Raw genomic sequence first — 21,270 nt, 5'->3', positions numbered from 1 at the left:
CCCGGCGGTGCAATCAAGTGTGAGGCACTTCGGCGGCGCCGTGCCGGCCGACCGACCCGCTCCCGGGACAGGGCCCGGCCGCAAGGGGCTCAAGAACGACGCCCTCGGCATGTTCTCCTCCGTGGCCATGGGGCTCGCCTCGACCGGTCCCGCGTACAGCCTGGCCGCCACGCTGGGCGTCATCGTGGCCGGGGTCGGACTGCAGGCCCCGATCGTCACGATGCTGGCGTTCATACCGATGCTGCTGGTCGCGTACGCCTTCCGGGAGCTCAACGCGAGCAACGCCGACTGTGGCACCACCTTCACCTGGGCCACCCGGGCCTTCGGACCACGCGTCGGCTGGATGGGCGGCTGGGGCATCGTCGTCGCCGACGTCATCGTCATGGCGAACCTCGCCCAGATCGCCGCCGCCTACGGCTTCCGGCTGGTGGGCCTGCACGGCCTGGCGGACAACCGGCTGTGGACCACCGTGGCGGGGATCGTCTGGATCGCCGTACTGACCGTGATCTGCTACGTCGGCATCGAGTTCTCGGCGGCCGTCCAGCGCTGGCTGCTGTGCCTGGAAGTCGTGGTGCTGATCGTCTTCGCCGTCGCCGCGCTGGTCAGGGTCTACACCGCTCCGCCCGCGACGGCGATCCATGTCTCGGCCTCCTGGTTCAACCCCTTCGAGGTGACCTCGGTGAAGGCCCTCACCTCGGGCATTCTCGCCGGGGTCTTCATCTACTGGGGCTGGGACACCGCGTTCTCGGTCAACGAGGAGACCGTCGACAGCACGCGCATCCCCGGACGCGCCGCGGTCATGTCCACCGTGCTGCTCCTGATCATGTACGGGCTGGTGTCCACGTCGGTGCAGGCGTTCGCCGGAGTCGGCACCTCGGGCATCGGGCTCGGCAACACCGACAACTCGGACGACGTGCTGTCGGGGCTGGGGGAAGCCGTGTTCGGCAGCCACGGCACGGGGCTGCTCCTGTCGCGGCTGCTGATCCTCATGGTGCTCACCTCCGCCCTGGCCTCCGCCGAGACCACCATCCTGCCCCTGGCCAGGACCGTCTTCTCCATGGCCGTCCACAAGACGGTCCCCTCCCGGTTCGCCCGGATCCACCGCAGGTTCCTCACCCCGACCTGGGGCACCCTCGGCATGGGCGCGGTCTCGATCGCCCTGTTCGTGCTGCTGTCGTCGTTCAGCCGGAACGTCCTGGCCGACTCGATCGACTCGGTCGGTCTCGCGATCGCGTTCCAGTACGGGGTGACCGGCTTCGCCTGCCTCTGGTACCACCGCAAGATCCTCGCCCGCAGCGCCCGCGACCTGGTCTTCAAGGGCGTACTGCCCGGGCTCGGCGGCCTGATGATGGCCCTGCTGTTCCTGTACGCGGCCTTCGTCGTCTACGCGGACCCCGAGTACGGCACGACCGCCGTCGACCTGCCGCTGATCGGCAGGACGGGCGGGGTCACCGTCCTCGGTCTGGGCGCCCTGCTGGTCGGTGTCCTGCTGATGCCGGCGGTCACCCGTGGCTACGGCGTGGCCCTCAAGCTCCAGCGGGGCCTGCTGCCGCGCCGTCTGCCCCGGCACGCCGCCGTCGAGTCGGCGAGCCGCTACGTGCCCGCCGACAACAGGTCCGGGGTGGGCGGTGACTGGTACGACGTCATTCCCCTGTCGGGCACCCGGGTCGGCCTGGTCGTCGGGGACGTGCTCGGTCACGGCCTGGGCGCCGCGGCCACCATGGGCCGGCTGCGGACGGGGGTGCGCGTGCTGGCCCGGCTGGACCTGAGCCCGGACGAGCTGCTGTCCCGCCTGACCGACCTGGTCGAGCAGACCGCGCAGGACGCCGGGGCAGGCCGCCGGGGCCCGGGCCGCCGGATGCCGCACGTCGACGCGGCCCTGGGCGTGAGCTGCCTGTACGCGGTGTACGACCCCGTCTCGGGCACATGCCGTGTCGCGCGGGCCGGGGAGCCGGTGGGGCTGGCCGTCGTCCCGCCGCCCACCGGCGTCGTCGACTGTCCGGAGCTGCCGCTCGGGCCGCCGCTGGGCATCGGCGGCCTGCCGTACCAGAGCACGGAACTGGACCTGGAGCCGGGCAGTCTCCTCGCCCTCTTCACGGAGGGCCTGCTCCAGGCGGCCGACGGCCGTGACGCCGGGCTCGCCCAGCTGCGCCGCGTCCTGGCCGGCGGCCGGGGATCCCTGGAGGAGCAGTGCGACAGGGCGGTGGCCCGCCTGCTGCCTGGGCCCGCTGACGTGGACGCGACGCTTCTCATGGTCCGCACGCGCCTGCTCGACCGGAACCAGCACGCCGAATGGGCGGTGCTCCCGGAACCGGCGGCGGTGGCCACCATCCGCACCGCCGTCAGCAAGCAGCTCGGCGACTGGGGGCTGGACGATCTGGCGTTCACCACCGAGCTCATCGTCAGTGAGCTGGTCACCAACGCCATCCGCTACGTCGGCGGTCCGATCCAGGTACGCCTGATCCGCGACCGGACCCTGATCTGCGAGGTCTCCGACACCGGCCACACCTCGCCCAATCTGCGGCACGCCGCGAGCGACGACGAGGGCGGCCGGGGCCTGTTCATCATCGCCCAGATGACCCACCACTGGGGCACCCGCTACACCTCCACCGGCAAGACGATCTGGACCGAGCAGGACCTGCGACCGGGCGACGTCCCCTGACCGCGTCCGCCAACCGGCCGGAGAAAAAGCAATTCTGAATGCCAATCGGAGAAGTGCGCGCCCGCACTGCTGTGTCACCGGTCCGGCCGCACGGCGGTGACCTGGAGGATCGTCCGGCAGTTACGGCTTCGGCCGACGAACCGGACTGCCGCAGGGCCGACCACTGCCGCTCGGGGCCCGGTGCACGAGGAGGGCGAGCATGGCGTACACCCGTAAGAACGTCAACAGGCTGACCCGCTCCGAGCGACAGCGGTTCGTGAGCGCTCTGCTGGAGATCAAACGCCGCGGAGAATACGACGAGTTCGTGCACATCCACATCGTGCACAACTCGCCCGACGGCGAACACCATTTGCGTAGCGCCCACATGACGCCGTCCTTCCTGCCCTGGCACCGCAAACTGCTGCTGGACCTGGAGCGGGCGCTGCGCCGGGTGGACGCGTCGGTGACCGTGCCGTACTGGGACTGGACCCGTGACCGCACGGCGAACTCCCTGCCGTGGACCGACGACCTGCTCGGCGGCACCGGACGGCGCTCGGACCGGCAGGTGATGACCGGCCCGTTCGCCTACCGGGCGGGGCACTGGCGGCTCAACGAGCGCGTGACCGACGTGCAGTACCTCACCCGCGACCTCGGCCGCGCCCGCAGCCCGATCCAGCTGCCGACCGGCGACGAGCTCGACTTCGCACTGGCCGACCCGGTCTACGACGTCTGGCCCTGGAACTCGACGGTCACCGAGGGCTTCCGCAACAAGCTGGAGGGATGGGGGAAGGGCCGGGGCAGCGTGTCCTGGCACAACCACAACCGGGTGCACCACTGGGTCGGCGGCGTGATGCTCGGCGCCGCCTCCCCCAACGACCCCGTCTTCTGGCTGCATCACGCCTTCGTCGACCTGCAGTGGACCCGTTGGCAGCAACGGCACTCCGGTGGCCGGTATCTGCCCGCCGAACCCCCGGGCGCGCGGGACAAGGAGCACGGCCGGGTCGTGGCCCGGGACCAGAGGCTGCCGCCGTGGGACGTCACACCGGCCGAACTGGAGGACATGAGCGGGATCTACCGGTACGAGTGAGGGCGTTCCGGTGCCACGGACACCGCCACGCGGGCAGAGTCCCTGCGGGCAAAGGCCGTTGAGGGATCGCTTCTCCGTTCGAGGCATCACACGTCCCGCTGAAAAGCCGACGACACAGCGACCACCGCTCGCGTACGGCGCCCCCTTGATCAAGCTGGTGTCTTCTGCGAAGGAGACGCCACTGTGCGAGTTTCTGACATTCAGCGCTGTGAGGTCCGGCCCGGGCGGCTCGTCGAGTGGACGCTCAGCCCGGCGACCATCGCGGCCGCGGCGGCGTTGCCGCCGGATCCGCGACCGCCGGCGTACATCCAGGAGTCGCACATCAGAACGGCCCGTTCGGTGCGGGAGGACGGGCTGTTCGTGCCGACCTGGATCGGTGCGGCGTTCGACCTGCCGGGCCGCGCCGATCTCGACGCGCTGGAACACGCGTTGCGCGACTGGATGCTGCGCCACGAGACGCTGCGCAGCGGCTTCAGATGGGCCGGGGACGACATGCACCGGTTCACGCTCGACGAGGACGACGTGACCCTGCGCCGCGAGGTGGTCGGCGACTTCGCCGACGCGGGGGCGCTGGTCCGCTACCTGCAGGACCGGTTCGACACCGCGGCGGATGCGCTGAGCTGGCCGAACTTCATCTACGCGGCCGTCGTACGCGACGACTCCACCAGCGTGTACCTGGCCTTCGACCACACCAACGTCGACGCCTACTCCCTCCAGCGCATCCCGGACGAGGTCCACACGCTCTACACGGCGGGCGTCACGGGCCGGCCCGTCACCGGTACGCCCGTGGGCAGTTACGTCGACTTCTGCGAGCTGGAGCGGGCGAACGCGGACGGCATCGACGACACGCACGCGATCGTCGCGCGCTGGCGGGAGTTCATCAGCCGGTGCGACGGAAGGCTCCCGGAGTTCCCCGTCGACCTCGGACTGCGACCCGGTGGCGTGCTGCCCGAACAGAAGCTGCTGTGCGAGCCGCTCGTCGACGCGGAAGCCGCCGCCGCGTTCGAGGCGCACTGCCGGCCCTACGGCGGCAGCCTCGTGGGCATCCTGGCGGCGACCAGCCTGATCGTCCACGAACTCGGCGGGCAGCCGGTCTACCGCACGGTCGTGCCGTTCCACACCCGGGTGAAGTCCGCGTGGTCGGACTCCGTGGGCTGGTACGTCGGCGGCGCACCGATCGAGGTGCCCGCGGCACCGGACTTCGCGAGCGCGCTCGGCGCGGTCCGCGCCGAACTGCGGGCCAACCGGTCGCTGGCCCGCATTCCGCTGGCCCGGGTGCTGCGTCTGCTGGGCGCGGACTTCCGGCCGACCTCGCCGGACATGTACTCGATCATCTCGTACGTGGACGCGCGCCTCATCCCCGGCTCGGCCCGCTGGACCGAGCAGAAGGCGTACGGGCTGCTCCGGGTGTCGTACGGCGACCAGGTGTGCGCCTGGATCAACCGGCTGGACGAGGGGCTGTGGTTCGCCTGCCGCTACCCGGACACCGACCTCGCGTACAAGAACGTGCGGCGGTATGCCGAGGCGTTGCGGGACATGATCGTCTCGGTGCCCGCGGGCGATCGTCCACGGGTCGCGGAGCCGGCGTTCTCCTGACGCAACTTTCCCCCGCTTCACCCGTGTTGGTGCCGGTTCCGTACGGCACCTGACGCGGGTTCGTGTGCCGCGACGGCCTGTACGGCCCGGCAATCCAGGTCTTTTATCGGTCAGTTGGCGCCCATCCGGTGATTCTGTGGGGCTATATCCCCCTCGGGGTGGATGTCCGTTGTGGAACCTTCCGTGTTGCTACTGCTAGTGTTTGTGTCGTCACTCTAGGCAATCAGCTTCGCTGTATCAGCACAGAACCGAGGGCTCCATGCGCAAGCTTCAGCAGGTCGTGATCGCGGCACTGGCGGCCGGTGGCCTGTCCGCCATCGGCGCCGGCACTGCCATCGCCGACTCCTACGGCGGTGACCAGCCGCAGCAGGTCGACCTCTTCCGTCCCTACCAGGAGTGCAGCCCGCAGGAGGCGGGCGTGGCCAACGTCCCGGTCGGCGTGCTCGGCCTCGCCGACACCCTGGAGAGCAACTGCGGCCAGTTCAACCAGGCCTTCACCGGCTGAGCGGCACCTGTAAAGGAAGGCGCGTCCCATGTTCAGCAGGAAGAAGATCGCGGCCGTCTCGGGGCTCGTCGGCGGCATCGCCGTGTCCTGCGTCGGCCTCGCCCAGGCGCACGCCGCGGGAGGTCCGGGAGGCTGCAGCAGCGACCTTCTGGGCAACCTCACCTGTACGCAGCGGATCCAGGGCGAGGTGCCCGAGGGTGAGACCCCTCCGCACCAGGAGACCTGCAAGCCGGTGCAGCCCGTGACGGTGCCCGGGTTCCTGGGCACCGGGATCGAGCGACTCGGCCCCGAGGTGACGTGTTCACCCCAGACGGTCGGAGTGCCCGCAAATGCACCCAAGACGGTGGGAGTTCCCGCCGGGTTCAACGGCAGGCGAATGCCGCTCGACATGCCGCGCTGAACTGCGTGACGCGACATGTGGTGTAGATCCTCAATAACTACGGAGCGCTTGTATATGCTCACATTAAGTAGTCAAGCCAGGCGCTCCGCCTGGGTAACGAAGGGTCTATCCATGCGTAAGTTTCAGCGCGTTGCAGTTGTAGCGGCGGCGGTTGCGGGGCTGTGCGCCCTCGGCGCCGGGGTCAGCTCCGCAGCCGGCGGCGAGGACGCGCCCCCGCAGATCACCGCCGTGGCCAACTCGACGGCCAACGCCGTTGCCACCGGCGGCAACTTCTACGCCCCGCCGCAGGGTCACGGGCCGCAGGAGCAGGGCCCCGAGCAGGGCCCCGAGGGCTACGGCCCGCAGGGCCCCGAGGGCGGCGAGTAAGACCGCACCGAGGAGTCATCCCCTCGTCGCCGCCACGGGCGCATCGATCCTCTTCGGAAGCCTGATGCGTATCGCACGAGCTCGGCATCCCGGACCCGCACCGATTCGGTCTGTTCACCGGCCTGCTGAGTGACACCCGTGGCAGAGGCAGCCCGGACGCACAACGGCCCCGTCGGGGGCGCGCGTCCGGGCTGTGGCACTCCCGTAACAGGGTGCGCACAGCGCGTGTCCAGGCGCGGGATCCTCAGCTTCGACCCTCTCGGGCCCGGGCGCACGCCATTCACTGGCGCGTGTGCCCGGGCCTTCGTCGTAAAGGAAGAAAGGAAGACAAGACATGTTCAGTCCGCGGAAGATCGCCACCGTTTCGGGGCTCGTCGGAAGTCTCGCCGTGTTCTGCGTCGGTGCCGGACACGCGTACGCAGAGGGCCCCAGAGGCGACTGCAGGACCACTGAGCAGGGCAGCACCGTCTGTGTGCACAAGACCGAGAACCGCTCGGACAAGGACGGCAAGCACGTCCTCCAGCAGGCGCAGGACTGCTTGGCGGAGGGCCGCCCGCACGTGGTGTTCCCGGACGGCCCGCCGATGGACGGCGGATCCGCCAGCGTCGGGCCGGTCGTGGACTGCTCCAACACGGCAAAGCTGCCCAAGGGCTTCAGGAAGCCGCACATCGAGATCTGAACGCCGCCGGCACAACGTGCCACCGGCACAACGAAAATCCCCGGTGTCCCAACCAGTGGTCGGGATACCGGGGATTCTTTTCGGCGCTACTCGTCGGCCTTGCTCACCGGCCTACTTGAACGAGTTGCTGCACCCCATGGACGATCCCAGGGAGGACTGCTGGGCTCCGGCGTTGCCCTCGCCGTTCAGCAGGTTGCCGCCCAGGCCGTTGAGGATGCCGACCTCACCGAGGACGTCGAGGTTCAGGTCGTGCGACCTGCAGGTAGTGCTCTGCTGGATGTTGAATTCGTCGCCCTTGCCCCCGCCCTGGCCGGCGTGGGCGGTGCCGGCACCCAGGAGGCCGAGGCTCCCGAATGCGGCGAGGAGAACGGCAGCGGTGCGGACCTTGTGCATGTGATCTCCGTGGAATGAGGTGGATGTGATGCGCGAGAAATCGCCATCTATGCCGTGATGAATGGTGATACGAAATACCCGAGAGAATCGAGCGACGCGCCGAACCGAATGCTTTTCACTTGCTTTTCACCGCAGCGGAGATTTGTCGGCGCACAGGAAAGGTCCCGACACCCGGCCCGCGGCCCGGTGTCGGGACCATTTACCCGACCGGCGCCTCAGCGCCGTGGGTGCGGCCTCAGAAGGCGCTGTTGTTGCAGCCCATCGTCGAGCCGATGCTCGTGGCCTGGGCGCCCGGGTTGCCCTCGCCGTTCAGGGCGTTGCCCAGCAGGCCGTTGAGCAGGCCGACCTCGCCGAGCACGTCGAGGTTCAGGTCGTGCGACCTGCACTGAGAGCTCTGGGTGATGTTGAACTTGTCCCCGTGCTCGCCGTGGCCGCCGCCCTCGCCGGCGTAGGCCGTGCCGCTCACGAGGCCGATGCTGCCGAGTGCGGCGACCAGAACGGCAACGTTGCGAAGCTTGCGCATGTCATCTCCGTGGAGTGAGTGGATGCGATCTGTAGCAGATCGACTTTCTACAGTTACGGGAGATTAGTAGCAAATACGCTAAAACCGGCAACGACGCGCCGCTTTCTTGATCACGCGGCAGAAATCAGAAAAAGTCATATAAGCCCGCGAACGGGCCTCTTGGGCATGAAACTCAAGAGGCCCGTTCGCGACGGGAGTTGACGGTTTGTCAGCCGTGCAACGCGTTGGCGAGGGCGTTCGACTGGGTGTTGGCCTGGGTGCAGTCGATGCCGCGGGTCTGGGCGGCGCCGAGCAGGCCGACCGGGACGTTCGCGCCGAGCAGGGTCTGCGGGCTGCACTCCTGGGACGGGCGGAACAGGTTGGCCTGGCCGACCGGGCCGCCCTCCACCGACTGCGGCGTCTGGGGCGAAATCTGCGGGTTGATCTGCGGGTTCAGCTGGGGGTTGAGCTGCGGGGCGACATCGGTGCCCCGCGACGGCGCCTGCTGCGGCGTGCCGTAGGACTGCGCGGTCGCCGCGGCGGAGGTGGCCGAGGTGGCCTGGGCGTCCGGCTGTGAAGCGGGCGGCGGCACAGCTCCGTTGTAGGCCGGGGTGACGGCGGAGCTGGGGCCGGCACCGACGGCGGTCAGACCCCCGGCTGCTGCGATGACGAGCGCGACTTGCTGGAGCTTGCGCATGGAATCCTCGGCCCTTCATTGACCTGTGCACGGAACCTGGTGAAATGCGGGATGGGGCAGCGCAGTTGTGGCGGTGACAACTGCCTGGAACGGCTGCGGTGGACCATCGTTCTCGCTCCGTGGGGAACGAGGTGCGCGCAAACCCGGATACGGGTGCGGGAGCGTGGTCACCCATTTGTCGTAAGAGCGCCGGTACTGCGCCGCGTGTTCCGGTGGCTGGCAAATGGGTGACGGGTCTTCGGATGCCGTGACCACGGTGCCGGAATCGTCGTTCCGACCGGGAGAGGGCAGCGACCGTGGACTTCGAAGTGGGGTGAGGGAATTCGCTCCCGGCTTCGATGCGACGTCCGCGTGCTACTCAGGAGTACCGCTGCTGACGGTGCCGTGTGACTGGCGCACCGACTGCACGCGTGACCGCATCGAATGCAATGGATTTCCCCTTTTCAGGTATCGAAGGGCCGAGGGTTTCATGCGCAAGCTTCACAGGGCCGCGCTCGTTCTAGCAGCGGCAGGTGGTCTGTCCGCCATCGGTGCCGGCGTCAGCCATGCCGACTCCCCTGTCGGATACGGATATGGCGGTCCCGCTCCGGCACCGGCTCCGGAGCAGCCGGCCCCCCAGGCCGCCCCTCCGCCGCAGTACGCGCCGCAGCCGGCACCGCAATACGCCGCTCCGCCGCCCCAACAGGTCGGGTACGCCGCCGCTTCGGGCACGTCGCGGGGAATGGCGCAGGTCACTCCCCCTCAGTACCCGCAGTACGCCCCGGCGCCGCAGTACGCGCCGCCGGCACCGCAGTACGGCCCGCCGGTGCCCCAACAGACCGGCTACGCCTCCGCCTCGGCCTCGTCGCAGGGGATGGCGCAGGCCAACACCTCGCCGTACCCGCAGCCGCAGTACGCCCCGCCGCCGCAGTACGCGCCCGCGCCGCAGTACGCACCACCGCAGCAGTACGCCCCGCCCCAGCAGTACGCGCCTGCGCCGCAGTACGCGCCCGCGCAGCCGTCCTCGCAGGTCGTACCGCAGGTCATGCCCGAGGTGATGCCGAAGGTCGCTCCGCAGTTGGGGATGCCCCAGGGGGTCCCCGCGACGGACGGCCCGACGCACGTCACCCCGCAGGTGAACCCGCAGGTGAACCCGCAGGTGAACCCGCTCGTCAACCCGCTGGTCGGGGCGCCGAGCGTGCCGCAGCTGTCCCCGGTCGGCCTCGGGCAGATCGCCGCACCTCCCGTCGGCCAGCTGGGGCTTCCGCAACTCGGCTGACCGCCGCCCCCGCAAACCGTCCGCAATCCCGACTCTCGACCCTGACGCAGATCCCATCTGCTCGACCAACGGAGAACAAATGCGCAAGTTCCAGAGGGCCGTCCTCGTGGGTGCCGTCCTCGGCAGCGTCGCCTCGTTCGGCGCCGCCTCCGCCTCCGCACACGGCGGGTTCGACCGTGACTTCGACGTCACGCAGAACACCGAGTGCCGCTCGCACGACATGAACATCAACGTGCTCGGCAACGTCAGCGCCCTCACCGGCGTGCTGGCCAACGCGCTGAACGGCGAAGGCAACCCGGGTGCGCAGCAGAGCCACCTCGGCTCGGACATGGGCTGCAACAACCAGGCCTTCTGACAGCCCTCACCCCGGCCACCGCGCAGAGCCCCTTCCCCGACCGGGAGGGGGCTCGCCGCTGTGCACGTCCCGCCCGCCGTCACTCGTTCGGCGGTAATGCCGCCGCCCGCGCGGTCAACCGGGCATACGGCACACAGGGGCGTGTCACGATCACGTGACGACCAGGCAGAGAGGTGTGACGGGTGGCAGAGCAGCTGTACGCGACGTTGAAGACCAGTCAGGGCGACATCGAGATCCGGCTCTTTCCGGATCACGCGCCGAAGACGGTGAAGAACTTCGTCGAGCTGGCGAAGGGCGAGCGGGAGTGGGTCCACCCCGAGACGGGCGCGAAGACCACGGACCGGCTCTACGACGGCACGGTCTTCCACCGGGTCATCGAGGGCTTCATGATCCAGGGCGGTGACCCGCTGGGCAACGGCACGGGCGGACCGGGGTACGAGTTCGCCGACGAGTGCCACCCCGACCTGGCCTTCACCAAGCCGTACCTGCTGGCCATGGCCAACGCCGGGCCGGGCACGAACGGGTCCCAGTTCTTCATCACGGTGGGCCCGACCACGTGGCTCACCGGCAAGCACACCATCTTCGGCGAAGTGGCAGGCGACGCCGGCCAGAAGGTGGTCGACACCATCGCGGCGACGCAGACCAACCCGCGCACCGACCGGCCCGTGAACGACGTCGTCATCGAGTCCGTCGTCATCGAGACCCGCTGACCGGGCCGTACCGCCGTAGCAGTCGTGACGGCATCGCAATCCGGGAGGGGGAGCCGGGCCGGCGGGCCGGGGCGTCCTGACGGACATGGAACCGCAGAAGCCGTCGCCCGGGCCCCGGCAGCCCGAAGGGTGCCTCGTCGTCGCGATCCGGGTCCCGGTCCGGATCGTCGTCCTCGTCCTGGTCGCACCGGTGCGGGTGGTGTGGGACGCGGTGGTCGTCGGCGGACGGTTCCTGCTGGACACGCTGCTACGGCCGCTCGGACGCGCGCTGGCCTGGGTGGCCGGGGGGCTGTGGCGGTACGTCCTCGTGCCGGTGGGCGGCGCGCTCGGGTGGCTCGGGCGCGCGCTCGTCGTCGTACCGGCCGGGTGGCTCCACCGGTCGGTGCTCACCCCCCTCGGCCACGGGCTCGCCCTGCTGGGGCGGTATCTGTTCGTCGTGCCCGCGCGGTGGCTGTACGCCCGGGTCCTCGCCCCCGTCGCCACCGCCGCCGGCCTCGCTGCGTACGGGGTGCTGCGTGTGCTGTTCGTCCTGCCCGCGTTCGCCCTGTGGCGCTGGGTGCTCGCGCCGGTCGGCCGCGTCCTCGCCGTCGTGGCGAGGGAGGCGGGGGAAGCACTCTCGCACGCGTGGCGGGTCGCCGGGCGGATCTCACGGGCCGTGGGGCGGGCGCTCGGGACGCTCGCGCGGTGGATCCTCGTCGAACCCGTGCGCTGGGTGTACCGAAGCCTTCTCGCGCCCGTCGGGCGTCTCGTCCGGGACGCCGTCCTGCGGCCCGCCGCGCGGGCCGTCCGCGGGGCGCTGGCCGGCGCGCGGGACACGGTGCGGCAGGTCCGCGCCGACGTACGGCGGGCGCTGTTCGGCGAGCCCCGGCAGCCGGTCGCGGTGGACCGGCGGGAACCTCAGGGGCCCGCTGCACGTACTCTTGGTAGCAGTACGACCGCTCTCACGAAGGACTAGGACACTGGGCAAGCGACAGCCCGAAGGCCCGCCGCCCGCACCCGCGGTGCAGCGCATCCGACTGCGCTACACCAAGCGCGGCCGCCTGAGGTTCACCAGCCACCGAGACTTCCAGCGCGCCTTCGAGCGTGCGCTGCGCCGTGCCGAGGTGCCCATGGCGTACTCGGCAGGGTTCACGCCGCACCCCAAGGTGTCGTACGCCAATGCCGCACCCACCGGCACGGGCAGCGAGGCGGAGTACCTGGAGATCGCGCTCACACAGGCGCGTGACCCGCAGACGCTGCGCGTCCTCCTCGACGAGTCGCTGCCCGCCGGGCTCGACGTCGTCGACGCCGTCGAGGCGCGGACCTCGGGCCTGGCCGACCGGCTGGCGGCCTCCGTCTGGGAGCTGCGGCTGGACGGCGTGGACCCGGTCGACGCCGAGCGCGCGGTCGAGGCCTTCACCAAGGCCGAGACCGTCGAGGTGCAGCGCACGACCAAGAACGGCGTCCGCACCTTCGACGCCCGCCCGGCCGTGGTAAGCCTGGAAACGCACAGTTCACCGGCTGATAGGCCGACCGACCAGCCCTGTGCGATACTGCGGCTGGTTGTTCGGCACGTGACGCCTGCCGTACGACCCGACGACGTCCTGTCCGGTCTCCGCGCCGTGGCCGACCTGGCGCCGCCGGTCCCCGCAGCGGTGACCAGGCTGGCGCAGGGGCTGTTCGATGAAGAGACCGGCACGGTGACCGACCCGCTCGCGCCCGACCGCGAGGCAGCCGAGGCCCTGACGGCCAGACCGGCTGCCGCCGCGACGGCGCCGACGCCGGAAGGTTCCGCGTAGGGACGGACGTCGTAGCGCCGCCCTCGTACTCGGGAGCCACCTGGGTCGGGCAGCGCACCGACCAGAAGACTTTCGCCAGGCCGTACCGACAAGGCGTACGGAACCGGCGAGACAGGACACAGAGTGCTCCCGTGCGGCGCCCGCGCCCCGGACGGCGGCCATCGCGCATCGCGCGGGCCGCGGACGTCAACGGCGGACGGCCCTTCGAGGCCGACGCCGGACCAGGCGCGGCGCCCGGGAGCCTGACGGGAGAAACGCCCGCATGCTCGAACCGACCGAGCCCGTCGAGGGCTCCGAACCGAACACTCCGAGCGACACCCTGCCGCCGCGCAGGCGTCGCCGTGCCGCCTCCCGCCCGGCGGGCCCGCCCGCCGCGGCCGGGGCGGCCACCGAGGTGACCCTGCCGGCCATACCGGCCGATGAGGACACCGAGGACCCCAGGGACATCGAGGACGCCGGGGCACTGATCGCCACCGAAGGCGGCGAAGCGGCCGTCGAGGCCGAGAAGACCGCCGAGGCGCCGGCCGCCGGCCGTCCGCGCCGGCGGGCCACGCGCCGCGCCTCCGCCCCCGCCGGGGCACCCGCGGCCGTCGCACCGGCCGCGCCCGCCGCCGCGGAGACCGAGCAGCCCGCCGCTGCCGTGGCCGAGGGCGGCGAGGTCGTCGTCGGCGAGGACGCCGCACCGCGCCGCGCCCGCCGCCGGGCCACCCGCACCGTTTCCGCACCGACCGCCGCCGCCGAGGCCACCGAGCCCGCTGCCGCCGAGGTCGAGGAGGCCCCGGCCGCCGCGGGTCCGCGCCGTCGCGCCGCCCGCCGCGCCTCCGCGCCCGCTGGTGCTCCGCAGGCCGCCGAGGAGACGTCGGCCGTCGTCGAGACCGAGCCCGCCCCGCAGGAGATCGCCGTGGTCGAGGCCGCCGAGCCCGCCGCCGAGGGGGCTCCGGCCGCCGCGCGTCCGCGCCGTCGCGCCACGCGCCGCGCCTCGGCGCCCGCCGGTGCCCCTGCCCAGGAGGAGGCCGCCGAGGCTCCGGTGAGCGAGGAGGCTCCGGCCGCCGCTCCCGCCGAGGAGGCCGCCCCGAGCCGTACCCGTCGGCGTGCCACCCGTCGGGTGTCCGCGCCCGCCGGTGTCCCCGCGCAGGAGGAGGCCGTCGTGGCCGAGGAAGCTCCCGCCCCCGCTGCCGAGGAAGCCGCGCAGGCTCCGGCCGAGGAAGCCGCTCCGCGGCGTGCCCGGCGTCGGGCCGTGCGCGCCGCGTCCGGGTTCTCCGCGCCCGCACGGTCCGCGAAGGCCGAGGTCACGGAAGCGGCCGAGGCCGCCGAGCCCGCGGAGGCCGGTGCGAGCCGCTCTTCGCGCAAGCCCGCCCGCCCCGCCGTCGCCGTGTTCCAGGCGCCGGTGTTCGCCGAGCCGAGGTTCCAGACCCCGCAGCGCGCCGCCGCCGAGGCCGCCGCCGAGGCCGCCGGGGCGGAGGAGCCCGAGGAGGCCGACGAGTACGCCGAGGAGCGTCCCGAGGCCGGTGCGCGCCGTCGCCGCCGCCGTCGGGGTGCCGCCGAGGAGCCGCAGGTTGTCGAGGCCGCCGCCACCGTCGAGGAGACGGAGGCCGCCGCCGAGCCCGCCGAGGCCATCGAGTCCGCCGAGGAACTCGGCGAGGGCGAGGAGACCGACGAGACCGAGGGCTTCGAGGAGGCCGGCTCCCGTCGCCGCCGCCGTCGGGGCGGCCGTCGCCGCCGTCGCGGTGAGGCCGCCGACGGCGAGGGCGCCGAGGCCGATGCCGACGAACTGGCCGCCGAGCAGGCCGAGCAGGACGCCGAGGACACCGCCGAGCAGGAGGAAGAGGACGTCGAGGAGGCTCGTGGCGACGAGTCCGGCGGTTCCAGCTCCAGCAGCCGCCGTCGCCGCCGTCGCCGTCGCCGCGCCGGTGACACCGGTACCGACGCCGAGCCCGGCGAGGGCGACCCGGAGCGTACGGTCGTCAAGGTCCGCGAGCCGCGCAAGCCGAGCGAGCCGTCCGACGAGGTGCAGTCCATCAAGGGCTCGACGCGTCTGGAGGCCAAGAAGCAGCGCCGCCGCGAGGGCCGTGAGCAGGGCCGCCGACGCGTTCCGATCATCACCGAGGCCGAGTTCCTGGCCCGCCGCGAGGCCGTCGAGCGCGTGATGGTCGTGCGCCAGTACGGCGAGCGCACGCAGATCGGCGTCCTGGAGGACGGCGTGCTCGTCGAGCACTACGTCAACAAGGAGCAGTCGACCTCGTACGTCGGCAACGTGTACCTGGGCAAGGTGCAGAACGTGCTGCCGTCGATGGAGGCCGCCTTCATCGACATCGGCAAGGGCCGCAACGCCGTGCTCTACGCCGGTGAGGTCAACTTCGAGGCGCTGGGCATGGCGGGCGGCCCCCGCCGCATCGAGGCCGCCCTCAAGTCCGGCCAGTCCGTCCTCGTGCAGGTCACCAAGGACCCGATCGGGCACAAGGGCGCGCGTCTGACCAGCCAGGTCTCGCTGCCGGGCCGCTACCTCGTGTACGTCCCCGAGGGCTCGATGACCGGCATCAGCCGCAAGCTGCCCGACACCGAGCGGGCCCGGCTGAAGACCATCCTCAAGAAGATCGTCCCCGAGGACGCGGGCGTCATCGTGCGCACCGCCGCCGAGGGCGCGAGCGAGGACGAGCTGCGCCGCGACGTCGAGCGGCTCCAGGCGCAGTGGGAGGACATCCAGAAGAAGGCGAAGAACGGCAACGCCCCGACGCTGCTGTACGGCGAGCCGGACATGACCGTCCGGGTCGTGCGCGACATCTTCAACGAGGACTTCTCCAAGGTCGTCGTCAGCGGTGCCGACGCCTGGGAGACGATCCACGGGTACGTCTCGCACGTCGCGCCGGATCTCGCGGGCCGGCTGTCGAAGTGGACCTCCGAGGTCGACGTCTTCGCCACGTACCGGATCGACGAGCAGCTCGCCAAGGCGCTGGACCGCAAGGTCTGGCTGCCCAGCGGTGGTTCGCTGGTGATCGACAAGACCGAGGCCATGGTCGTGGTCGATGTCAACACCGGCAAGTTCACCGGCCAGGGCGGCAACCTCGAAGAGACCGTGACCAGGAACAACCTGGAGGCGGCCGAGGAGATCGTGCGTCAGCTGCGGCTGCGCGACCTGGGCGGCATCGTCGTCATCGACTTCATCGACATGGTGCTGGAGTCCAACCGGGACCTGGTGCTGCGGCGCCTGCTGGAGTGCCTGGGCCGGGACCGTACGAAGCACCAGGTCGCCGAGGTGACCTCGCTGGGGCTGGTCCAGATGACCCGCAAGCGCGTCGGCCAGGGCCTGCTGGAGTCCTTCTCCGAGACCTGCGTCCACTGCAACGGCCGCGGTGTCATCGTGCACATGGAGCAGCCGAGCGTGCCCGCCGGCGGCGGTGGCGGCAAGCGCAAGAAGCGTGGCAAGGGCGGTGACGTGCATGAGCACGCGGCCGCGGAGCACGTGCACGAGACCGCCGCCGTGGCCGTGGAGACCGGCGAGGCCGTCGAGCCCGAGACGGAGACCGCCGCCGAGGTCGCTGCCGAGGCCGCCGAGCCGGTCGCGCTGCCCGCGCCCGAGTTCGCGCCGGACGAGGAGCTGTACAGCAGCGTCGCCGAGGCGGAGGCGGCGGCCACCCGTGGCCGTTCGCGGCGCCGGGCGAGCCGCCGTGCGTCGGCTCCGGCGGGCGCGCCGAAGGCCGAGAAGGCCCAGCGGTCCGAGAAGGCCCCCAAGGCCGAGCAGCCCGAGCCGGTCGAGGAGGCCCCCGTGGCCGCCGCGGCGCCGGTCGCCGAGGTGCCCGCTGCCGAGCCGGTCGTCGTGGAGCCGCAGGCCGAGGCCGTCGAGGCCGTCGAGGAAGCCGCGCCCAAGGGCCGTACGCGCCGTCGTGCGACCCGGAAGGTGTCCGCGCCGGCCGGTTCCCCGGCGGGGGCGGAGGCGACCGTGGTGACGGTGTCCGAGACCGCGGTCGAGGCCGAGGCCGCTGTGCCGGCCCCGGTCGAGGAGGCGCCCGCCGAGAGCGCCGCCCCGGCCCGCCCGCGCCGCCGTGCCGTGCGCAAGGCCACCGCGCCGACCGCGTCCGAGGAGACGGCCGTCGTGGTCGTCCCGTCGGCGACGGAGGCCGGGGAGGCCGTGGAGGCGCCCGAGGCCGGGGCCGAGGCTCCGGTCGAGGAGGCCGCTCCGGCCAAGAAGACGGCCCGCAAGACCGCCAAGAAGGCCCCGGCGAAGAAGACGGCAGCCAAGAAGACCGCGGCGAAGAAGACCGCCGCGAAGAAGACGGCGGCCAAGAAGACCACGGCCAAGAAGGCGGTCAAGACGGCCGCCGCGAAGTCGACGGCGAAGAAGACCACCACGGTCGCCACCGCCGACGACTGATCAGTCGCCGTACCAGGTGTGGCCCTGTCCGTTCGCAGACAGGGTCACACCTGTTTTTCTGTCTTCCCGCCTGTTTCCCGGCGGGTCCCGCGAGACGTAAGGAGGGAGATCGCGTGCCCGTGCTGACCCGGCTCACGCCCTCGCCGGTCGTCGTGGACATCCGCCCGGGTGCCCTGGACGACCTGGGGGCCGTGCTCGCCGACGAGCGCATCGCGCAGTCCGGCAGGCTCGCCGTCGCCGTCAGCGCCGGCTCCGGCGCCCGGCTGCGCGAGCGCATCGCCCCCTCGCTGCCCGGCGCCGCCTGGTTCGAGGTGGGCGGAGGCACCCTGGACGACGCGATCCGGCTGGCCGCCGGGATGAAGTCCGGCGCGTACGACGCGGTCGTGGGCATCGGCGGCGGCAAGGTCATCGACTGCGCGAAGTACTCCGCGGCGCGCATCGGGCTGCCCCTGGTCGCCGTGCCGACGAACCTCGCGCACGACGGCATCTGCTCGCCCGTCTCCAACCTGGACAACGACGCCGGACGCGGCTCGTACGGGGTGCCCACGCCGATCGCCCTCCTCGTCGACCTCACGGTGATACGGGAGGCGCCGGCCCGGTTCGTGCGCTCGGGCATCGGCGAGGCCCTGTCCAACATCTCCGCAATCGCGGACTGGGAGCTGGCCCACCGGGTCACCGGCGAGAAGCTCGACGGTCTGGCCGCGGCCATGGCCCGCCAGGCCGGTGAAGCGGTGCTGCGCCACCCGGGCGGATGCGGCGCCGACGGCTTCCTGACCGTGCTGGCCGAAGGGCTGGCGCTCTCGGGAATCGCCATGTCGATCGCCGGGCACACCCGCCCCTGCTCGGGCGCCTGCCACGAGATCAGCCACGCGCTCGACCACCTGTATCCGCGCCGGGCGGCGAACCACGGCGAGCAGGTGGGCGTCGGCGCCGCCTTCGCGACGTACCTGCGGGGCGAGCACGGCACGGCCCGGCTGATGGCCGGTGTCCTGCGCCGGCACGGTCTGCCCGTGGTGGCGCAGGAGCTCGGCTTCAGCGACGAGGAGTTCGTCCGGGCCGTCGGGTTCGCCCCGGAGACCCGGCCCGGCCGGTACACGATCCTGGAGCATCTCGCGCTGTCGCCGAGCGACATCAGGACGGTGTACGCCGAGTACGTCACCGCGGTCACGGGCTGATCGAGCCGTCCAGTTTGACCCCCACAGCCCGGCCCCGTAACCTTGACCGTCGGCGTGTCACTGAGCACGCCACATCCCCGTAAACCTCATCCTCCCGGGCGCAGTGCGGGCCGGGAGAGGTCGCCCGTGTGTTGTCGGGCGGCTGGCCTGCGGGGGTGCCGGTTCTGAACGAGCGAAAGAGAGATCCGCGTGTACGCCATCGTGCGCAGCGGTGGTCGCCAGCACAAGGTTGCTGTCGGCGACATCGTTGAGGTTGACAAGATTTCCACCGCCAAGGTTGGCGACACGGTCGAGCTCTCGACCCTGCTCGTTGTCGACGGCGACGCCGTGACCAGCGACCCGTGGGTGCTGGCCGGCATCAAGGTCCAGGCCGAGGTCGTGGACCACCACAAGGGCCAGAAGATCGACATTCTGCGCTACAAGAACAAGACCGGCTACCGCCGTCGTCAGGGCCACCGCCAGCAGTACACGGCGATCAAGGTCACGTCGATCCCCGCGGCTGCGAAGTAAGGGACTGAGGAGACATGGCACACAAGAAGGGCGCATCGTCCACCCGGAACGGTCGCGACTCCAATGCCCAGCGGCTCGGCGTGAAGCGCTTCGGCGGTCAGCGCGTGAACGCTGGTGAGATCCTGGTCCGCCAGCGCGGCACCCACTTCCACCCCGGCGCCGGTGTCGGCCGTGGCGGCGACGACACGCTGTTCGCCCTCGAGGCCGGTGCGGTGGAGTTCGGTACCCACCGCGGCCGCAAGGTCGTGAACATCGTTCCGGTCGCCTGAATCGCCTGATTCAGCGCCGAACGCTTCACTTCGCGAGGCGGACCTCACTTCCCGGTCGGGAAGGCGGGTCCGCCTTTCGCGTGTTGACATAGGTAATACCCGTGAGTTTCTGGAGGCACTGAACCATGACCACCTTCGTGGACCGCGTCGAGCTGCACGTCGCCGCGGGTAACGGAGGCCACGGCTGTGCCTCCGTCCACCGCGAGAAGTTCAAGCCGCTCGGCGGCCCGGACGGCGGCAACGGCGGACGTGGCGGTGACATCATCCTCACCGTCGACCAGTCCGTGACCACCCTGCTCGACTACCACCACTCGCCGCACCGCAAGGCCACCAACGGCAAGCCCGGCGAGGGCGGCAACCGGTCCGGCAAGGACGGCCAGGACCTGGTCCTGCCCGTGCCGGACGGGACCGTCGTCCTCGACAAGGCCGGCAACGTCCTCGCCGACCTGATCGGGCACGGGACGTCGTACATCGCCGCGCAGGGCGGCCGCGGCGGGCTCGGGAACGCGGCGCTGGCCTCTGCCCGCCGCAAGGCCCCCGGCTTCGCGCTGCTCGGCGAGCCCGGTGACCTCCAGGACGTCGTCCTGGAGCTGAAGACCGTCGCCGACGTGGCCCTCGTCGGCTACCCGAGCGCCGGCAAGTCCTCGCTGATCTCGGTGCTCAGCGCGGCCAAGCCGAAGATCGCGGACTACCCCTTCACGACCCTCGTGCCCAACCTCGGTGTCGTGACGGCCGGTTCGACCGTCTACACCATCGCCGACGTGCCCGGTCTGATCCCGGGCGCCAGCCAGGGCAAGGGACTCGGCCTGGAGTTCCTGCGGCACGTGGAGCGGTGCAGCGTGCTGGTGCACGTGCTGGACACCGCGACGCTGGAGTCCGACCGTGACCCGGTCTCCGACCTCGACATCATCGAGGAGGAGCTGCGCCAGTACGGCGGCCTCGACAACCGGCCCCGGATCGTCGTCCTGAACAAGGTCGACGTGCCCGACGGCAAGGACCTCGCCGAGATGGTCCGCCCCGACCTGGAGGCCCGCGGCTACCGCGTCTTCGAGGTGTCGGCCGTCGCCCACATCGGGCTGCGCGAGCTGTCCTTCGGGCTCGGCGAGCTGGTCGCCCAGGCGCGTGCCGCGAAGCCGAAGGAGGAGGCGACGCGGATCGTCATCCGGCCCAAGGCCGTGGACGACGCCGGCTTCACCGTCACGCGCGAGGAGGTCGGCGGCGAGCTGCTGTTCCGGGTGCGCGGCGACAAGCCCGAGCGCTGGGTCCGTCAGACCGACTTCAACAACGACGAGGCCGTCGGCTACCTCGCCGACCGCCTCAACCGCCTCGGTGTGGAGGAGGAGTTGATGAAGGCGGGCGCCCGCAACGGCGACGGCGTCGCCATCGGCCCCGAGGAGAACGCGGTCGTCTTCGACTGGGAGCCGACGGTCATGGCCGGCGCGGAGATGCTGGGCCGCCGCGGTGAGGACCACCGCTTCGACGCGCAGCGGCCCGCGGCGCAGCGCCGCAGGGACAAGCAGGCGGAGCGGGACGAGGCCGGCCGGGAGTTCGACGACTTCGAGCCGTTCTAGGCGACGGACAGACAGAAGGGCGGGCCCGGAGGTTTCCCTCCGGGCCCGCCCTCTCGCGTTCCGTACCGGCGTCAGCTGTCCGCGTCCGTCAGTTCTTCGGCCACGTAACTGCGAAGCCAGGTCCGGAAGTCCGGGCCCAGGTCTTCACGTTCGCACGCGAGTCTGACAATGGCACGCAGATAGTCGCTGCGGTCACCGGTGTCGTAGCGGCGGCCCCGGAAGACGACGCCGTGCACGGGTCCGCCGGCCTTCCCCGCGGCGGTAGCCGCTGATGAATGCGTCTGGGCGAGCTGCTGGAGGGCGTCGGTGAGCTGGATCTCGCCGCCGCGGCCCGGCTCGGTCCGGCGCAGTATGTCGAAGATGTGCGGGTCGAGGACATAGCGGCCGATGACCGCGTAGTGGGACGGGG

General features: G+C 71.3%; 20 protein-coding genes and 1 pseudogene. 17 read left to right on the top strand and 4 right to left on the bottom strand.

Annotation, left to right across the window (positions count from 1 at the left end; genetic code table 11):
- Positions 1-7 precede the first annotated feature (7 nt).
- The 7 genes from BIV25_RS53105 (at position 8) to BIV25_RS23200 (ending at position 7,274) form a co-directional block, all read left to right on the top strand.
- Positions 8-2,662 (top strand): amino acid permease, encoded by a 2,655-nt coding sequence (locus tag BIV25_RS53105; protein ID WP_371273057.1) that lies wholly within the window; start codon positions 8-10, stop codon positions 2,660-2,662.
- A 199-nt stretch (positions 2,663-2,861) separates the two neighbouring features.
- On the top strand, positions 2,862-3,728 hold the full coding sequence (locus tag BIV25_RS23225; RefSeq protein WP_071374327.1) for a tyrosinase family protein: 867 nt from the start codon (positions 2,862-2,864) through the stop codon (positions 3,726-3,728).
- Between the two features lie 183 nt (positions 3,729-3,911).
- A complete protein-coding gene (locus tag BIV25_RS23220) occupies positions 3,912-5,324 on the top strand; it encodes a condensation domain-containing protein (RefSeq protein WP_071374326.1) in 1,413 nt (470 codons plus the stop codon).
- A gap of 259 nt (positions 5,325-5,583) precedes the next feature.
- Positions 5,584-5,829 carry a hypothetical protein gene (locus BIV25_RS23215; protein WP_071374325.1) on the top strand — a complete coding sequence of 82 codons (246 nt, stop codon included), beginning with the start codon at positions 5,584-5,586 and terminating at the stop codon, positions 5,827-5,829.
- Positions 5,830-5,857: 28 nt separating this feature from the next.
- Complete coding sequence (locus BIV25_RS23210; protein WP_071374324.1) at positions 5,858-6,229, top strand: hypothetical protein; 372 nt, start codon at positions 5,858-5,860, stop codon at positions 6,227-6,229.
- A 111-nt stretch (positions 6,230-6,340) separates the two neighbouring features.
- Positions 6,341-6,595, top strand: a complete 255-nt coding sequence (locus tag BIV25_RS23205) for a hypothetical protein (protein WP_071374323.1) — start codon at positions 6,341-6,343, stop codon at positions 6,593-6,595.
- A 334-nt stretch (positions 6,596-6,929) separates the two neighbouring features.
- Positions 6,930-7,274: a hypothetical protein gene (locus tag BIV25_RS23200; protein ID WP_079176848.1), complete on the top strand. Its 345-nt coding sequence runs from the start codon at positions 6,930-6,932 to the stop codon at positions 7,272-7,274.
- Between the two features lie 111 nt (positions 7,275-7,385).
- Here BIV25_RS23200 and BIV25_RS23195 read toward each other — a convergent pair whose 3' ends face one another.
- The 3 genes from BIV25_RS23195 to BIV25_RS23185 all read right to left on the bottom strand — a co-directional run bounded on the left by BIV25_RS23195 (position 7,386) and on the right by BIV25_RS23185 (position 8,866).
- Entirely contained in the window at positions 7,386-7,667 is a 282-nt protein-coding gene (locus BIV25_RS23195; protein ID WP_071374322.1) for a hypothetical protein, read from the bottom strand.
- A 235-nt stretch (positions 7,668-7,902) separates the two neighbouring features.
- Positions 7,903-8,190, bottom strand: a complete 288-nt coding sequence (locus tag BIV25_RS23190) for a hypothetical protein (protein ID WP_071374321.1) — start codon at positions 8,188-8,190, stop codon at positions 7,903-7,905.
- Positions 8,191-8,398: 208 nt separating this feature from the next.
- On the bottom strand, positions 8,399-8,866 hold the full coding sequence (locus tag BIV25_RS23185) for a hypothetical protein (RefSeq protein WP_071374320.1): 468 nt from the start codon (positions 8,864-8,866) through the stop codon (positions 8,399-8,401).
- A 721-nt stretch (positions 8,867-9,587) separates the two neighbouring features.
- Here BIV25_RS23185 and BIV25_RS23180 point away from each other — a divergent pair.
- From BIV25_RS23180 to obgE, 10 genes are all read left to right on the top strand, one after another.
- Positions 9,588-10,124 carry a hypothetical protein gene (locus tag BIV25_RS23180; RefSeq protein ID WP_256256022.1) on the top strand — a complete coding sequence of 179 codons (537 nt, stop codon included), beginning with the start codon at positions 9,588-9,590 and terminating at the stop codon, positions 10,122-10,124.
- Positions 10,125-10,203: 79 nt separating this feature from the next.
- Positions 10,204-10,479, top strand: coding sequence for a hypothetical protein (locus tag BIV25_RS23175; RefSeq protein WP_071374318.1), 276 nt, complete (start codon positions 10,204-10,206; stop codon positions 10,477-10,479).
- A 182-nt stretch (positions 10,480-10,661) separates the two neighbouring features.
- Entirely contained in the window at positions 10,662-11,189 is a 528-nt protein-coding gene (locus BIV25_RS23170; protein WP_071374317.1) for a peptidylprolyl isomerase, read from the top strand.
- Positions 11,190-11,274: 85 nt separating this feature from the next.
- Complete coding sequence (locus tag BIV25_RS23165) at positions 11,275-12,144, top strand: hypothetical protein (RefSeq protein ID WP_071374316.1); 870 nt, start codon at positions 11,275-11,277, stop codon at positions 12,142-12,144.
- Positions 12,145-12,190: 46 nt separating this feature from the next.
- Positions 12,191-12,967: a TIGR03936 family radical SAM-associated protein gene (locus tag BIV25_RS23160; RefSeq protein WP_071374315.1), complete on the top strand. Its 777-nt coding sequence runs from the start codon at positions 12,191-12,193 to the stop codon at positions 12,965-12,967.
- A 262-nt stretch (positions 12,968-13,229) separates the two neighbouring features.
- Complete coding sequence (locus tag BIV25_RS23155) at positions 13,230-17,336, top strand: Rne/Rng family ribonuclease (RefSeq protein ID WP_177235389.1); 4,107 nt, start codon at positions 13,230-13,232, stop codon at positions 17,334-17,336.
- A gap of 113 nt (positions 17,337-17,449) precedes the next feature.
- Complete coding sequence (locus BIV25_RS23150) at positions 17,450-18,511, top strand: iron-containing alcohol dehydrogenase family protein (protein WP_071374314.1); 1,062 nt, start codon at positions 17,450-17,452, stop codon at positions 18,509-18,511.
- Positions 18,512-18,700: 189 nt separating this feature from the next.
- The gene (rplU, locus tag BIV25_RS23145) at positions 18,701-19,021 is read left to right on the top strand and encodes a 50S ribosomal protein L21 (protein WP_030749991.1); all 321 of its coding nucleotides are present in this window, start codon (positions 18,701-18,703) and stop codon (positions 19,019-19,021) included.
- A 14-nt stretch (positions 19,022-19,035) separates the two neighbouring features.
- Positions 19,036-19,290, top strand: a complete 255-nt coding sequence (gene rpmA, locus BIV25_RS23140) for a 50S ribosomal protein L27 (protein WP_071374313.1) — start codon at positions 19,036-19,038, stop codon at positions 19,288-19,290.
- Positions 19,291-19,415: 125 nt separating this feature from the next.
- Positions 19,416-20,861, top strand: a complete 1,446-nt coding sequence (obgE, locus tag BIV25_RS23135) for a GTPase ObgE (RefSeq protein WP_071374312.1) — start codon at positions 19,416-19,418, stop codon at positions 20,859-20,861.
- 71 nt (positions 20,862-20,932) lie between these two features.
- Here obgE and BIV25_RS23130 read toward each other — a convergent pair.
- A pseudogene (locus BIV25_RS23130) lies at positions 20,933-21,270 on the bottom strand (UTP--glucose-1-phosphate uridylyltransferase); the annotation flags it as partial.

The sequence above is a fragment of the Streptomyces sp. MUSC 14 genome (genome assembly GCF_001866675.1).
Taxonomy (GTDB): domain Bacteria; phylum Actinomycetota; class Actinomycetes; order Streptomycetales; family Streptomycetaceae; genus Streptomyces.
The sequence above is the reverse complement of the archived record's forward strand: the minus strand, read 5'-3'. Positions and strand labels throughout refer to the sequence as shown.